Origin of the sequence: Streptomyces regalis, assembly GCF_001509475.1 — a bacterium.
GTDB lineage: Bacteria > Actinomycetota > Actinomycetes > Streptomycetales > Streptomycetaceae > Streptomyces > Streptomyces regalis.
Genome location: NZ_LLZG01000299.1, coordinates 19,959 through 35,037, shown reverse-complemented (window position 1 = coordinate 35,037; position 15,079 = coordinate 19,959). Strand labels below are relative to the sequence as shown.

Genomic DNA, 15,079 nt, shown 5'->3' with positions numbered 1-15,079 from the left:
CGTTCTTCTCCTACGCACTCCTTCGCATTGTGGACTAGACCACTCCGGTGTGTCCATGCGTTGGAGGCTGTTTATTGTTGGCGCTTTCCTTGCGGGCGCCGGACCAGTTGGAGAACCACTAGGACGCCCTGGTATCCACCACGCAGCCTAACCCGTGTGGGTTCATGTGCGGGGCCAGTTGGCCATGGCAATTTCCGCGAGCGCCTCCAGTTCCTCCCGGCTCGCCCCGTCGCGCGCCTGTTGTGACATGCCCTGGATCATCGCGCCGGCGTGCCGGGCGAGCGCGGCGGCGTCGATGTCGGGCGGGAGTGCGCCTGTGGCGATGTCCGCTTCTATACGGCTCCGGATGGCGGCGATGCTGGCGTTGCGCCGGCCCCGCAGCGACTGCTCCACCTCGGGCGTCGAGCAGTTGGTCGCCGCATGCACGACGAGACAGCCGTACGGGTGGGCCGGATCGGTGTACTCCGCGGCGGCCTCGCGCAGCATCCGCGCCACGGCGGCGCAGGCTGTGGACTCCTCGGCGAGGGCTCGATCGGCGAAGGAGCCGTAGCGCACGCCGTACTCGCGGACGACCTCTTCGAAGAGCGACTGCTTGTCACCGAAGGCGGAGTACAGGCTGGGGGCGCCGATGTCCATGACGCGCGTGAGATCGGAGACGGAGGTCGCCTCGTAGCCGTGCTCCCAGAACGCGAGGATCGCCTTCTCCAGCGCCGTCTCGCGGTCGAAGGAGCGTGGGCGGCCGCGGGGTTTGGCCGCCGGGCGGGCCTTCGCCCCGGTCTCCTCGCTCTCCTTGCTGCTCACCTTGTTGCTCACCATGGGGTGCATTTTATAGCGGACGCTAGACAAATGTCGGCGGGGTGGTCTACGGTCATTTTTGTAGCGACCGCTAGAGAAATGTGAAGGGGGCGCCGGCATGGGTGCGCTTGCGGGCAGGACGGCTCTGGTCACGGGGGCGAGCAGGGGGATCGGGCGAGGAATCGCCGAGCGGCTGGGGCACGACGGGGCCCGAGTGGGCGTGCACTACGGCCGGAACGAGGCGGCGGCGAAGGAGACGGTCGCCGCGATCGAGGCGGCGGGCGGCTCGGCGTTCACGATCGGCGTCGAGCTGGGAGCGCCGGGAGACGCCGAGGCCCTGTGGGAGGAGTTCGACCGGCATGCGGACGGGCTGGACATCCTCGTCAACAACGCGGGGATCGGCACGTCGTCGGCGCTCGGGCAGATCGACGAGGAGGAGTACGACAGGGTCTTCGCGGTGAACGTGAAGGCGCCCCACTTCATCGTCAAGCACGGCCTCGGCCGACTGCGGGACGGCGGCCGGGTCATCAACATCTCCTCGGGACTGGCACGCACCGCGGTGATGCCGGACAAGATGGCGTACGCCATGACCAAGGGGGCGCTCGACGTCTTCACCCGGGACCTGTCCAAGGTGCTGGGCCCTCGCGGAATCACCGTGAACTCGGTGGCGCCGGGGATCATCGACACGGACAACACCGCCGAGTTCCTGCACGGCACCGAGGACGGGTGGGCCCAGGCCGAGGCGATATCGGCGCTGGGCCGGGTGGGGGCGCCGGCCGATGTGGCGGACGTGGTGGCCTTTCTGGCGTCGGACGCGGGGAGGTGGGTGACGGGGAGCTGGGTGGACGCGACGGGGGGCTCGCTGACCTAGCAACCCCTCCGGGAGCGGTCCGGGTTCAGCCTCTTGGGCAGCCCAGGCTCAGCGTGTCTCCGTCACCTTGGCCAGCGCGCGCGGCGCGTCCGGGTCCTGCCCTCGGGCGATGGTCACCTCGTAGGCCAGGAGCTGGAGGGGGAGGATCTCCAGGATCGGCTGGACCTCCTCGGCCACGTCCTCGGTGGGCAGGACGAAGCCGGCCGAGGCGTGTTCGACCTGGTGGCGGGGGCCGATGACGACCAGGTCGGCGCCGCGGCCGCGGAGGCGGTCGAGGACGGGCTGGAGGGCATCGCCGCCCTTGCCGTCGGTGACGACCGCGATGACCGGGGAGACGTTGTCGACCATGGCGAGCGGGCCGTGCAGGAGGTCGGCGCCGGAGTAGGCGAGGGCCGGGATGTAGCTGGTTTCCATCAGCTTGAGGGCGGCCTCCTTGGCCGTGGGGTAGCCGTAGCCGCGGGAGGTGATCACCATGCGTTCGGCGAAGCGGTAGCGGGCGGCGAGGGTGCGGACCTCGTTCTGCCGGGCGAGCAGTTGCCCGGCAAGGTCCCGGAGCACCTTGGCGGGGGTGCCGTCGCCGCCGCGCAGGCCTTCGACGAAGAGGTACAGGGTGAGAAGGGAGGCCGTATAGGTCTTGGTGGCGGGCAGGGCCCTCTCCGGTCCGGCCATGATGTCGAGGTGGTACTCGGAGACGTCGGCCAGCGGTGAGTCGGGATTGTTGGTCACCGCGAGGGTGATCGCACCGGCCTCGCGGGCGGCCCGGGTCGAGGCGACGAGGTCCGGGGAGCCGCCGGACTGGCTGACGGTGACGACGAGGACGTCGGTGAGGTCGGGGCGGGCTCCGTAGGCCGTGGTGGTCGACATCGAGGTCAGGCCGCAGGGCAGGCCGAGGCGGATCTCCAGGAGGTACTTGGCGTAGAGCGCGGCGTTGTCGGAGGTGCCGCGGGCGGTGAGCAGGACGAAGCGGGGCGCACGGGCGGCGATCTCCTGGGCGACCTTGCGGACGGCGGGGGCACCCTGGGACAGGATCCGGCGCAGCACGGCGGGCTGTTCGGCCATCTCACGGGCCATGATCTGGCCGGGGAGGTCGATGTGCGGGGCGTGGGGGTCGGGCGGGTACGGGGTCGTGGCGGTCATGCGGGGCCCTTCTTGCTCTCGTGTCGCGCGCTTCCTGCTCTCGTGTCGCGCGTCTTCTGCTCTCGCGCTCGTCATGCGGCGCACGGCGCCTGTCGCTTCGGACGGACAGTCTCCATTCCACTCCCCGACGGGGAATGACGCCTGCCCGACGGGCTCCCGAACTGCCCACGGGGCTTGCGTTCACCTGGGCCTCGGAGCCCCGCTCTGTTAGATTGGTCTAAACCACATGCCCCTTCAGGGTGCCCTTCGAGTCCCTCTTCAGATCGGCAGGCCCAGCGTGGAAGTTGTCATCGTTCCGGACGCCAAGGCGGGTGGCGAGCTGATTGCCGAGGCCATGGCACAGCTGCTTCGGCGCAAGCCGGACGCCGTGCTCGGCGTGGCCACCGGGTCGACGCCGCTGCCCATCTACGCGGCGCTCGCGGCCAAGGTGCGCTCCGGTGCCGTGGACGTCTCCCACGCGCGGATCGCGCAGCTGGACGAGTATGTGGGGCTGCCCGCCGAGCATCCGGAGTCGTATCGGTCGGTGCTGCGGCGCGAGGTGCTGGAGCCGCTCGGCATCGGGATGGACGCGTTCATGGGGCCCGACGGTACGGCCGAGGACGTGCAGGGGGCGTGCGAGGCGTATGACGCGGCGCTGGCGGATGCCGGGGGCGTCGATCTGCAGTTGCTCGGGATCGGGACGGACGGGCACATCGGGTTCAACGAGCCGTGCTCGTCGCTGGCCTCGCGGACGCGGATCAAGACGCTGACGGAGCAGACGCGGGTCGACAATGCGCGGTTCTTCGACGGGGATATCGAGCAGGTGCCGCATCACGTGATCACGCAGGGGATCGGCACGATTCTGGAGGCTCGGCATCTGGTGTTGCTGGCCACCGGGGAGGGCAAGGCGGATGCGGTTGCGGCGACTGTGGAGGGGCCGGTGGCTGCGGTGTGTCCGGCCTCGGCGTTGCAGTTGCATCCGCATGCGACGGTTGTTGTGGATGAGGGGGCTGCGTCCAAGTTGAAGCTTGCCGACTACTTCCGGCACACGTTTGCCAACAAGCCTGATTGGCAGGGGATTTGAGAAGCGGTTTCGTCTGCCGGGTTCGGTTTTCTGCGGGCTGCGGGCCGTAGGTGGCTGGTCGCGCCCACGCGGCGGAGCCGCATATCGATACAGCCCCGCGCCCCTAGGGACGTTGAAGGCGCCGGTCCGCTGAAAGGGGGACCGGCGCCTTGCTCGTCGTAACGGCTACTTCCCCGCGATGACCTCCGCCGCCGCGCGCCCACACACACGCGCCGCGCCGTGGGTTGCGATGTGGAGGGTGCCGCGGGGAGCCGCCTGGGGGACGCCCATCTCGACGACGATCGTGTCTGGGCGAGCCGTCAGCAGGACGTCCAGGGCCGTCTGCATCCAGGGATGCCGGTGTTCGTCGCGGACCACCGCCACGATCCGGCGGTCCCCCGCCGCGCCCAGTGCTTCGCGCCCCGCGTCCTTCCCGGCGAAGCTGCCCGTCTCCGTGCCCGGGAGCAGGCGGGCCAGTTCCGCCGCCACGCCCCAGGGCGTCTCGTCGCCGACGGCGATGTTCGCGACCGGGGTGAAGGCGACGACGTAGGGCGCCTCAGCGAGGGGGGTGAAGTCCGCGGCGGCGGTCAGCTTCAGGGCGCGGCGGGCGGCAGTCAGGCCCACGTCCGTGCGCACCCCGCCCCCGGCCGCCGGGGCCGCTGCCGCGGTCGCCGTCCAGCGGGCCAGTTCGCGGACGCGTTCCGCTGCCTCCGCCAGGCGTTCCTCGGGCAACTCGCCCGAGCGGACCGCCGTGACCAGAGCGTCCCGCAGGCGGCGTACCGTCTCGTCGTCCGCCAGGCCGCCGCCGACGCAGATCGCGTCCGCGCCGGCCGCGATGGCGAGGACGCTGCCGCGTTCGATGCCGTAGGTGGCGGCGATGGCCTGCATTTCCATGCCGTCGGTGACGATGAGGCCGGTGTAGCCGAGGTCGCCGCGGAGGAGGTCCGTCAGGACCGGGCGGGAGAGGGTCGCCGGGTGGTCGGGGTCCAGGGCGGGGATGAGGATGTGCGCGCTCATCATCGCCCTCGTGCCGGCGGCGATCGCGGCGCGGAACGGGGAGAGTTCGCGGTCCGACAGCACGTCCAGGGCCGCGTCGATGCGGGGGAGCGCGTGGTGGGAGTCGACGGCCGTGTCGCCGTGGCCCGGGAAGTGTTTGGTGCAGGCCGCCACGCCCGCCGACTGCAGGCCGGCGACATAGGCCGCGGTGTGGCGGGCGACCAGGGCGGTGTCGGCGCCGAAGGAGCGTACGCCGATGACCGGGTTGGAGGGGTTGGAGTTCACGTCCGCCGACGGGGCCCAGTTGAGGTTCACTCCGCAAGCGGCCAGGCGGCGGCCCAGTTCGGACGCCACCTGCCTCGTCAGCTCGACGTCGTCCACCGCGCCCAGGGCGTGGTTGCCGGGGAAGCTGGAGCCGGTCCTCACCTCCAGCCTCGTCACATCACCCCCCTCCTCGTCGATCGCGACCAGAACGTCGTCCCGCTCGGCGCGCAACTGGGCGGTAAGGGCAGCAAGTTGTTCCGGTGTAGCAATGTTGCGGCCGAACAGGCCGACCGAGGCAAGGCCCTCACCGAGGCGGCGCAGCAGCCAGTCGGGGGCGGTGGTGCCGGTGAAGCCGGGCTGCAGGACGGTCAGGGCATCGCGCGTCAGAGTGTCGGTGCCGCTGGCGAATGTCGTCATCGGGTGGCGTTATCCCTTCACGGCGCCGGCCGTCAGGCCGCTGACTGCCCTGCGCTGCAGGAAGACGAAGAGGATCAGGATCGGGATGGCGAAGAGGGAGGACGCCGCCATCGTCGCGCCCCAGTCGTTGCCGAAGGCGGTCTGGAAGCTGGACAGCCACAGTGGCAGGGTCTGCGCCTCCGTCTCCTTGTTCAGCACCAGGACCAGGGGGAATTCATTCCATGCGGTGATGAAGCCGAACAGGGACGTGGACATCAGGCCCGGGGCCAGCAGCGGCAGGATGACCTTGCGGAAGGCCTGGGCGCGGGTGCAGCCGTCGACCATCGCGGCCTCCTCCAGCTCCCGGGGCACGGCGGCGACGAAGCCGCGCAGGGTCAGGATGGTGAAGGGCAGGATCATCATCATGTAGAAGACCGTCAGCGGCACGAGGCTGTTCAGCATCGACGCGTCCCGCACGATCATGTACATCGCGATGATCATCACCTCCCAGGGTGCCATCTGGGCCAGCATGAAGCCGATGACGAAGCCGCGCCGTCCCTTGAACCGCATCCGGGCCAGGGCGAAGGAGCCCGCGAGCGCGATGACCAGGGCCAGGACGACCGCGCACAGCGTGACGATCAGCGAGTTGGTGACGTACGTCCAGAAGTGGTCGACGCCGGTCGCCCGCTTGAAGTGCTCGAAGGTGATGTCGGTCGGGAACCAGACCGGGTCCTCGGAGATGATGTCGCCGGTCGGTTTGAAGGCCGTGGCGAACATCCAGTACACGGGGAAGACGAAGCCGATGAACAGGACGACGGCCGTGACGTTGGGCCACAGGCGGCCGAAGAGTGAGCGCTTCACCGATCAGACCTCCTCTTCCTCTTGCTTGAGCACGATCCTGAGGTAGTAGGCCGTCAGGCCGAGCAGGATCAGGATGGTCAGGACGGCGATCGCCGCGCCCATGCCGTAGTGCTGGTTGCCGACGCCCTCGATGTAGGCGTAGACGGGCAGGATCTCGGTGAGCCGGTCGGGGCCGCCGCCGTTGATGGTGAAGACCTGCACGAACGCCTTGAAGACCCAGATGACCTCCAGGAACGTCGTGGCGTAGAGGAACGGGCGCAGGAACGGGAGCGTCACGGTGGTGAAGCTCTGCCACCCGCCCGCCCCGTCCAGCGACGCGGCCTCGTAGAGCTCGCTCGGGATGGTGGTCGTGGCCGCGTACAGGTTGATCGCGACGAACGGGATCGACTGCCAGACGATCAGCACCGTGACCACGAAGAAGGTCGACATCTGGCTGCTGGTCCAGCTGTAGTCGGCCATGGAGTGCCAACCCAGCTTGTCCAGGACCCAGTTGACGACGCCGAAGCGCTGCGCGAACAGCCACTGGTAGACGGTGGTCGCGGCGACCACGGGCATCGCCCAGGCCAGCACGAGCCCGATCATCAGCGTGACCCGCATCCGCCGGCCGAGGCGGGCGAGCAGCAGGCCGACCAGGGCGCCGAGGATCATGATCAGGACAACGTTGACCGCCGTGAACAGGATCGAGCGCAGGGTGACGCGCCAGAAGTCCTCGCCGGTGAGGACCTCCTTGTAGTTGTCGATGCCGTTCCACTCGGTGACGTGCTGGATCAGCTGCGCCATGTTGAGGTTCTGGAACGACAGCAGGACGTCCTTCAGCAGCGGCCAGCCGAGCAGCAGCACGGTGGCCGCGCAGGCCGGCAGCAGCAGAAGGTACGGGGTGAGCGGGCCGAGGCGCGACGCGGCTCGGCGTCCCGGTCCGGCGGGCCCGCTCTCAGCCCTTTTGGCCACGTCCACCGGGCCGGAGGGCGGCCGTTCGGTCTGCACGGTCATGCTCGCGATCTCTCTTCTCGACGTACGTAGACCCGCGTGCGGTCGCCGGGGCGGGGGCGTCACGCGCATCCCCCGCCCCGGCGCGCACACCGGCGCCGTTACTGCCGCTGCTCCTACTACTGCTGCTGCGACAGCCGCTTGTTGAACTCGTCCTCGACCTGCGCCGCGGCCTCCGCCGGGGACTTACCGTTCAGCACGGCGGTCATGTACGTCTTGATCGGGTTGGGCGCGTTCTCCACGGCGGCCCACTCCGGGATCAGCGGCGTGGTGCCACCGCCCGCGGCGGCCGGCGCGGCGGCCTCGGCGACGACGTTGCCCTTGAGGTTGGTCTGCAGCGACTCCTTGTTCGGGATGACGCCGTTGAGCTTGGCCAGCTCGCCCTCGTACTTGTCGGACAGGGCGATCTTCAGGAACTCCTTGGCGAGCTCCTGCTTCTCGCTGCCCGCGGCGACCGCGAGGTTGGAGCCGCCGAGGAAGACGCCCTCGGGCTTGTCGGCCGTGGCACCCGGGATGGTGAAGTAGCCGATCTCCTTCTCGATCTTCGGGTTGGCCTTGATCGCGATGCCGGCTTCCCAGCCCATGCCGATGAAGGCGCCGACGTTGCCCTTGCCGAAGACCTCGCCCTGCTGCGGGGTGGCCTCGTCCTTGTCCTTGGGCGCCTTGGACAGCGCCTGGAACTTCTTGTACGTCTCCATGGCGGCGGCGACCTTCGGGTCGGCGAGGTTGGAGACGTAACTGTCGCCGTCCTTCTTCACCAGCTCGGCGCCCTCACCGATGGTCAGGCCGACGAAGTGGTACCAGTTCTGGCCGGGCAGGTAGATCGGCTCGGCGTCGGTCTTCTCGCCGATCTGCTTGAGGTCGGCGTAGAGCTCATCGCGGGTCTTGGGGGTGTCCTTGAGGCCGGCCTCGGCCCAGATCTTCTTGTTGTAGAGGACGACGCGGTTGGCGAAGTACCACGGGGCGGCGTACTGCTTGCCGTCGTAGAGGGAGGACTCGTTGAGGGACTCGGTCCAGTCGGCGCCGATGGAGGTCTTCAGGTCGGCGAGGTCGGCGAGGCCGCCGGTCTTGGCGTAGGCCGGGGTCTGGGTGTTGCCGATCTCGAAGACGTCCGGCGGGTTCTCCTCCGACAGGGCGGTGGTCAGCTTCTGCTGGATGCCGTTCCACTGCTGGATCTCGAACTTGACCTTGGCCTTGGTCTGCTTCTCGAAGGCCGCGGCGACGTCCTTCTGCCACTGGTCCGGCGAGGATCCGTCCATCACCCACACCGTGAGCGTCTGGCCCGCGTAGCCGTCCGCCCCGGCCTTGTCCCCGCCGTCGCCGTTGTCGCCCCCGCACGCCGCCAGCGAGATCATCATGCCCGCGACACCGATCGCGGATATCAGCTTGCGCTTCACGCCACCCTCCTCAGGGATGCCCACACCTCCCGCCCATGGGCCGGGACCTGGACCAATGGTGTAGACCAGTAGGGGGAGCTTGGACCAGACCATGAAGCGTGTCAAGGGTGCCGAATAGCCTCTGACCAGCCGTTATGCGACCTACATATGAAGGAACCTTTAAGTAAGAAGCCAGCGAAAACAGCGGCGCCGGAGTACTCTCGTCCGCTAGACCACTTGACACACTGTGGACTAGACCAAAAGAGGCGGCGACGGTATACAGAAGGGATCACGATGTGACCCCGCATCCGGAGCCGGGAAGGCAGACCATGAGCACCGACGTCAGCAGTGCGGAGAACGAGAACGGCGCCACGGTCCGTACCGCCCGCGTGCCCAAGTACTACCGCCTGAAGAAGCACCTCCTCGACATGACGGAGACCCAGGCACCCGGCACCCCGGTCCCGCCCGAGCGCACCCTGGCCGCCGAGTTCGACACCTCCCGCACGACCGTGCGCCAGGCCCTGCAGGAGCTCGTCGTCGAGGGCCGCCTGGAGCGCATCCAGGGCAAGGGCACCTTCGTCGCCAAGCCGAAGGTCTCGCAGGCGCTGCAACTCACCTCGTACACCGAGGACATGCGCGCCCAGGGCCTGGAGCCGACCTCACAGCTGCTGGACATCGGCTACATCACCGCCGACGACCGCCTCGCCGAGCTGCTCGACATCACGGCCGGCGGGCGCGTGCTGCGCATCGAGCGACTGCGCATGGCGAACGGCGAGCCGATGGCCATCGAGACCACGCACCTGTCGGCCAAGCGCTTCCCCGCCCTGCGCCGGTCGCTGGCCAAGTACACGTCGCTCTACACCGCGCTCGCCGAGGTCTACGACGTCCATCTCGCCGAGGCCGAGGAGACCATCGAGACCTCCTTGGCGACCCCGCGCGAGGCCGGCCTGCTCGGCACCGACGTGGGCCTGCCGATGCTGATGCTGTCCCGGCACTCGCTGGACCGGGAGGGGCAGCCGGTGGAGTGGGTGCGGTCGGTGTACCGGGGGGATCGCTACAAGTTCGTGGCCCGGCTCAAGCGGCCCCAGGATTAAGGCCCTTCGCGGTACTGCACGCGGTGTAGCGCAACTGCGCATCCTGCTCTACGTTCCTCCCGTCGCCGCATGGACGGGAGGACTCCCCGGTGCGTACCGCGAACGTCCGATCCATCGTCATCTGGACCCTTGTCGCGCTCGTCGGTGCGGCGGGCTGGTCCGTGCTCGCGCTCTCCCGGGGCGAGGAGGTCTCCGCCGCCTGGATGGTCGCGGCCGCCCTCGGCTCGTACGCCATCGCCTACCGCTTCTACGCGAAGTTCATCGCGTACAAGGTCCTGAAGGTCGACAGGACCAGGGCCACCCCCGCCGAACGCCTCAACAACGGCATCGACTTCCACCCCACCGACCGCCGCGTCCTGCTCGGCCACCACTTCGCGGCCATCGCGGGCGCCGGCCCCCTCGTCGGCCCGGTCCTGGCCGCGCAGATGGGCTATCTCCCCGGCACGGTCTGGATCATCGCCGGCGTCATCTTCGCGGGCGCGGTCCAGGACATGGTGGTGCTGTTCTTCTCCACCCGCCGGGACGGACGGTCACTCGGCCAGATGGCGCGCGAGGAGATCGGCCCGTTCGGCGGGGCGGCCGCGCTGCTCGCCGCCTTCGCCATCATGATCATCCTGCTCGGCGTGCTGGCCCTGGTGATCGTCAACGCCCTCGCGCAGTCGCCCTGGGGCACCTTCTCCATCGCGATGACGATCCCGATCGCCCTGCTGATGGGCTTCTACCTGCGCGTGCTCCGCCCCGGCCGGGTCACCGAGGTCTCCGTCATCGGCGTCGCCCTGCTGCTGTTCGCCCTCATCGCGGGCCGCTGGGTCGCCGAGTCCTCGTGGGCCGACACCTTCACCCTCGCGCCTTCCACGCTGGTCGTCTGGCTGGTGGCGTACGGCTTCATCGCCTCGATCCTGCCGGTGTGGATGCTGCTGGCGCCGCGCGACTACCTGTCCACCTTCATGAAGATCGGCACGATCGGCCTGCTCGCCCTCGGTGTCGTCATCGCGCTGCCGACGCTGAAGATGGACGCGGTGACGGACTTCGCCTCACGCGGCGACGGCCCGGTCTTCGCGGGCTCCCTGTTCCCCTTCGTGTTCATCACCATCGCCTGCGGCGCCCTGTCCGGCTTCCACTCGCTCATCTCGTCCGGTACGACGCCGAAGATGATCCAGAAGGAGACACAGGTCCGGATGATCGGCTACGGCTCCATGCTGATGGAGTCGTCGGTCGCGGTGATGGCGCTGGTCGCGGCGAGCATCATCGACCCGGGCCTGTACTTCGCGATGAACGCGCCCGCCGGGGTCATCGGGGACACGGTGCAGAACGCCTCGCAGGTCGTGGGCAGTTGGGGCTACCAGATCTCCCCCGAGGCGCTCGCCCGGGCGGCGGAGAACGTCGAGGAAGCGTCCCTGCTCTCCCGCACCGGCGGCGCGCCCACCCTCGCCATCGGCGTCTCGGAGATCTTCTCCCAGGTCACCGGCGGCGGCCTGCGCGCCTTCTGGTACCACTTCGCGATCATGTTCGAGGCGCTGTTCATCCTGACCGCCCTGGACGCCGGCACCCGCGTGGGCCGGTTCATGCTCCAGGACACGCTGGGCAACGTCTACCGGCCGTTCAAGAACGTCAGTTGGAAGCCCGGCCTGGTCATCACCAGCGCGGTGGTGTGCGGCCTGTGGGGGTACTTCCTGTGGGTCGGCGTCCACGAGCCCCTCGGCGGCATCAACCAGCTGTTCCCGATCTTCGGCATCTCGAACCAGCTGCTGGCCGCGGTTGCCCTCGCCGTCTGCACGACCCTGCTGGTGAAGTCCGGGCGCCTCAAGTGGGCCTGGATCACCGGGATCCCGCTCGCCTGGGACGCCACGGTGACGCTCACCGCCAGCTGGCAGAAGGTCTTCTCCAGCGACCCGAAGGTCGGCTTCTTCAAGCAGCGTCAGGTCTTCCAGGACGCCATCGACCGCGGCGAGGTCCTGCCGCCCGCCAAGAGTATGGACGACATGCACACCGTGGTCACCAACTCCACGGTGGACGGCGTCCTCTCGGCGGTCCTCGCCCTGCTGATCGTCGTCGTCATCGTCGACGCGACCCGCGTCTGCGTCCGGCACGTCCGACGCCCGGCGCTGTCCACGCTCAGCGAGGCGCCGTATGTCGAATCGAAGATCACCGCTCCGGCCGGGCTGATCCCGACGAAGGAGGAGAAGGAGGAGGAGCGCCGTGCGGTCGCTTCGACGGGTGCTTAGCGGCGTGCGCCGGTATGTGCGTGAGCTGACCGACGAGTCGGCGTACGACCGATATGTCGCGCACGTACGACGCGAGCACCCGGACGCGCGGGTGCCCTCCCGGCGCGACTTCGAGCGGATGCGGACCGACCGCCAGGAGCAGGATCCGCGCCAGGGCTTCCGCTGTTGCTGAGCGCCCCGCCGTCGTACGCACCAACCCTCCACATCCGATATGCGGACGGGGTCTTCCGCTGTCGTTGCATCGTCACCTACATTGCCTGCGCGTTTCACAGGTGATCAGTGAGGGGACGGAGCCGTCAGATGTCAGATGCCCCAGAGGTGAACAGAGCGGTGGTGACACCCGTCCGGGTCGTCATCGCGCTCTGCCTCGTCGCGCCCTTCGTGGCGATGTTGTGGGTGGGTTCGTACGCCAAGACCGACCCGGAGTTCGCCGGCATCCCGTTCTTCTACTGGTACCAGATGCTGTGGGTCCTGATCTCCACGCTGCTGACGATGGTCGCGTACCAGCTGTGGCAGCGTGACCAGCGCGCCCGTGCTTCCGAGAAGGGCGGTGCGTCGGAATGAAGGACGGCGTGAACGGCGTGGCACTCGCCGTCTTCATCATCTTCTTCCTGGCCGTGACGGTCATGGGCTTCCTGGCCGCGCGCTGGCGCAAGGCCGAGGACGAGCACAGCCTCGACGAATGGGGTCTGGGCGGCCGCTCGTTCGGCACCTGGATCACCTGGTTCCTGCTCGGCGGCGACCTGTACACCGCGTACACCTTCGTGGCGGTCCCGGCGGCGATCTACGCGGCCGGCGCGGCCGGCTTCTTCGCGGTGCCCTACACGATCCTCATCTACCCGCTGATCTTCACCTTCCTGCCCCGCCTGTGGTCGGTCTCCCACAAGCACGGCTATGTGACGACCTCGGACTTCGTGCGCGGCCGCTTCGGCTCCAAGGGCCTGTCGCTGGCCGTGGCCGTCACCGGCCTCCTGGCGACCATGCCGTACATCGCGCTCCAGCTGGTCGGCATCCAGGCGGTGCTGGACGTGATGGGCGTGGGCGGCGGCGAGAACACCAACTGGTTCGTGAAGGACCTCCCCCTCCTCATCGCCTTCGGTGTGCTGGCGGCGTACACCTACTCGTCGGGTCTGCGTGCCCCCGCGCTGATCGCGTTCGTCAAGGACACGCTGATCTACGTCGTCATCGCGGTGGCGATCATCTACATCCCGATCAAGCTGGGCGGGTTCGACGAGATCTTCACCGCGGCGAACGAGAAGTACACGGCGGCCAAGGCCGGCGGCCTGGTCCCGCCCGAGGCGGGCCAGTGGACGTACGCCACGCTGGCGCTGGGCTCCGCGCTCGCGCTGTTCATGTACCCGCACTCGATCACGGCGACGCTGTCGTCCCGCAGCCGTGAGGTGATCCGCCGCAACACCACGATCCTGCCGCTGTACTCGCTGATGCTGGGCCTGCTCGCCCTGCTGGGCTTCATGGCGATCGCGGCCGGAGTCTCGGTCACCAACCCCCAGTTGGCGATCCCGCAGCTCTTCGAGGACATGTTCCCGTCCTGGTTCGCGGGCGTCGCCTTCGCGGCGATCGGCATCGGCGCCCTCGTCCCCGCGGCCATCATGTCCATCGCGGCCGCGAACCTCTTCACCCGCAACATCTACAAGGACTTCATCAAGCCAGACGCGACGCCTGCGCAGGAGACCAAGATCTCCAAGCTGGTCTCGCTGCTGGTGAAGGTGGGCGCGCTGATCTTCGTCCTCACCATGGACAAGACGGTCGCGATCAACTTCCAGCTCCTGGGCGGCATCTGGATCCTGCAGACCTTCCCGGCCCTGGTCGGCGGCCTGTTCACCCGCTGGTTCCACCGCTGGGCCCTGCTGGCCGGCTGGGCGGTCGGCATGGTCTACGGCACGATCGCCGCGTACGGCGTCGCCTCCCCGACGCAGAAGCACTTCGGCGGCCCGGCGAAGGAGATCCCGGGCATCGGGGAGATCGGCTACATCGGCCTGACGGCGTTCGTACTGAACGTGGTCGTGACGGTCGTCCTCACCTTCATCCTGAAGGCGGCGAAGGCTCCCGAGGGCATCGACGAGACCAAGCCGGAGGACTACACGGCGGACTCGGGCGACGCCGGCGTCCAGGTGGAACTGCCGCCGGCGACTGCGGGCGCGTCCCACTGAGTACCTGACATCGACGGGCCGCCGGAGAAATCCGGCGGCCCGTTGTCGTACCCGTCCTCCACACTCACCTGCATGGACATCGTGATCCGGCAGGTGGAACCCGGCGAGTACGAGGCCCTCGGTGAGATCACCGCGCAGGCCTACCTCCAGGACGGTCTGCTCGACTTCGGGGAGAGCGACGAGTACCTCGGCGAGCTGAAGGACGTGGCCAAGCGGGCGGCCGCCGCCGAGGTGCTGGTGGCTGTCGAGAAGGGACGGCTGCTGGGCGGCGTGACCTTCGTACCGAGCGGCGGGCCGATGGCCGACATAGCCGGGCCCGGCGAGGCCGAGATCCGCATGCTGGCGGTCGCGCAGGACGCCCGGGGCCGGGGCGCCGGAGAAGCCCTCGTACGCGCCTGCGTCGACCGCGCACGGGCCACGGAGGGCTGCGTACGGATCGTCCTGTCGAGCCAGCGCACGATGCACAGCGCCCACCGCATCTACGAACGCCTGGGCTTCGTCCGCACCCCCGAGCGGGACTGGAATCCGATCCCGGCCCTCGCCGACATCACTCTGCTCACCTATGAGTTGACACTCTGACACCACCGCGACACAACATCTGGTGGTGTCAACGGAACCCGACACAACATGTATGCTCATGCTCGCTGTCGCCGCAGGGGAATCCGGTGCGAATCCGGAACTGTCCCGCAACGGTGTACTCGTACACGTATGCCCGCATACCGTCGTACGAGAGTCAGTCCGAGGACCTGCCGACAGCGCGCCCGGCCAACCCGGCCGGTGCGCCCGACGTCCGGGCCTCGTGGAATGGGCCGGTGGACGCGACGCCGCGTGCGCTCGTGTGCTGCCCCCTGCCCTCCGCAAGGC

General features: G+C 68.7%; 14 protein-coding genes and 1 riboswitch. Of the genes, 8 read left to right on the top strand and 6 right to left on the bottom strand.

Features of this window, described 5'->3' with window-relative positions; all coding sequences use genetic code 11:
• Positions 1 to 162: 162 nt before the first annotated feature.
• Positions 163 to 816, bottom strand: a complete 654-nt coding sequence (locus ADL12_RS26760; protein WP_062706060.1) for a TetR/AcrR family transcriptional regulator — start codon at positions 814 to 816, stop codon at positions 163 to 165.
• Between the two features lie 97 nt (positions 817 to 913).
• On the opposite strand from ADL12_RS26760, the gene ADL12_RS26755 reads away from it, so the two are divergent.
• Entirely contained in the window at positions 914 to 1,666 is a 753-nt protein-coding gene (locus tag ADL12_RS26755) for an SDR family oxidoreductase (protein WP_062706057.1), read from the top strand.
• A gap of 48 nt (positions 1,667 to 1,714) precedes the next feature.
• On the opposite strand, the gene ADL12_RS26750 is transcribed toward ADL12_RS26755, so the two are convergent.
• Positions 1,715 to 2,803: an SIS domain-containing protein gene (locus ADL12_RS26750; RefSeq protein WP_062706054.1), complete on the bottom strand. Its 1,089-nt coding sequence runs from the start codon at positions 2,801 to 2,803 to the stop codon at positions 1,715 to 1,717.
• Positions 2,804 to 3,080: 277 nt separating this feature from the next.
• Between ADL12_RS26750 and nagB the strand changes: the two genes are divergently transcribed.
• A complete protein-coding gene (gene nagB, locus ADL12_RS26745) occupies positions 3,081 to 3,866 on the top strand; it encodes a glucosamine-6-phosphate deaminase (protein ID WP_062706156.1) in 786 nt (261 codons plus the stop codon).
• A gap of 165 nt (positions 3,867 to 4,031) precedes the next feature.
• Here the strand turns inward: nagB and ADL12_RS26740 are convergent, their stop codons facing one another.
• The 4 genes from ADL12_RS26740 to ADL12_RS26725 form a co-directional block, all read right to left on the bottom strand.
• Entirely contained in the window at positions 4,032 to 5,522 is a 1,491-nt protein-coding gene (locus tag ADL12_RS26740; protein WP_062706052.1) for a glycoside hydrolase family 3 protein, read from the bottom strand.
• 9 nt (positions 5,523 to 5,531) lie between these two features.
• Complete coding sequence (locus tag ADL12_RS26735; RefSeq protein WP_062706050.1) at positions 5,532 to 6,362, bottom strand: carbohydrate ABC transporter permease; 831 nt, start codon at positions 6,360 to 6,362, stop codon at positions 5,532 to 5,534.
• Between the two features lie 3 nt (positions 6,363 to 6,365).
• Positions 6,366 to 7,352: a carbohydrate ABC transporter permease gene (locus ADL12_RS26730; protein ID WP_062706047.1), complete on the bottom strand. Its 987-nt coding sequence runs from the start codon at positions 7,350 to 7,352 to the stop codon at positions 6,366 to 6,368.
• A 116-nt stretch (positions 7,353 to 7,468) separates the two neighbouring features.
• Positions 7,469 to 8,746, bottom strand: coding sequence for an extracellular solute-binding protein (locus ADL12_RS26725; protein ID WP_062706044.1), 1,278 nt, complete (start codon positions 8,744 to 8,746; stop codon positions 7,469 to 7,471).
• 308 nt (positions 8,747 to 9,054) lie between these two features.
• Between ADL12_RS26725 and ADL12_RS26720 the strand changes: the two genes are divergently transcribed.
• From ADL12_RS26720 to ADL12_RS26695, 6 genes are all read left to right on the top strand, one after another.
• Positions 9,055 to 9,819, top strand: a complete 765-nt coding sequence (locus ADL12_RS26720; RefSeq protein WP_062706041.1) for a GntR family transcriptional regulator — start codon at positions 9,055 to 9,057, stop codon at positions 9,817 to 9,819.
• Between the two features lie 89 nt (positions 9,820 to 9,908).
• Positions 9,909 to 12,044 (top strand): carbon starvation CstA family protein, encoded by a 2,136-nt coding sequence (locus tag ADL12_RS26715; RefSeq protein WP_062706038.1) that lies wholly within the window; start codon positions 9,909 to 9,911, stop codon positions 12,042 to 12,044.
• Entirely contained in the window at positions 12,019 to 12,216 is a 198-nt protein-coding gene (locus ADL12_RS26710; RefSeq protein ID WP_062706035.1) for a CstA-like transporter-associated (seleno)protein, read from the top strand. Before ADL12_RS26715 ends, ADL12_RS26710 begins: the two co-directional genes overlap by 26 nt.
• Before the next feature lie 128 nt (positions 12,217 to 12,344).
• The gene (locus ADL12_RS26705; protein ID WP_079052301.1) at positions 12,345 to 12,608 is read left to right on the top strand and encodes a DUF3311 domain-containing protein; all 264 of its coding nucleotides are present in this window, start codon (positions 12,345 to 12,347) and stop codon (positions 12,606 to 12,608) included.
• A complete protein-coding gene (gene mctP / locus ADL12_RS26700; protein ID WP_062706030.1) occupies positions 12,605 to 14,215 on the top strand; it encodes a monocarboxylate uptake permease MctP in 1,611 nt (536 codons plus the stop codon). Before ADL12_RS26705 ends, mctP begins: the two co-directional genes overlap by 4 nt.
• A gap of 72 nt (positions 14,216 to 14,287) precedes the next feature.
• Positions 14,288 to 14,794, top strand: coding sequence for a GNAT family N-acetyltransferase (locus ADL12_RS26695; RefSeq protein ID WP_062706153.1), 507 nt, complete (start codon positions 14,288 to 14,290; stop codon positions 14,792 to 14,794).
• Between the two features lie 52 nt (positions 14,795 to 14,846).
• Positions 14,847 to 14,983: riboswitch (cobalamin riboswitch) on the top strand.
• Positions 14,984 to 15,079: the final 96 nt, after the last annotated feature.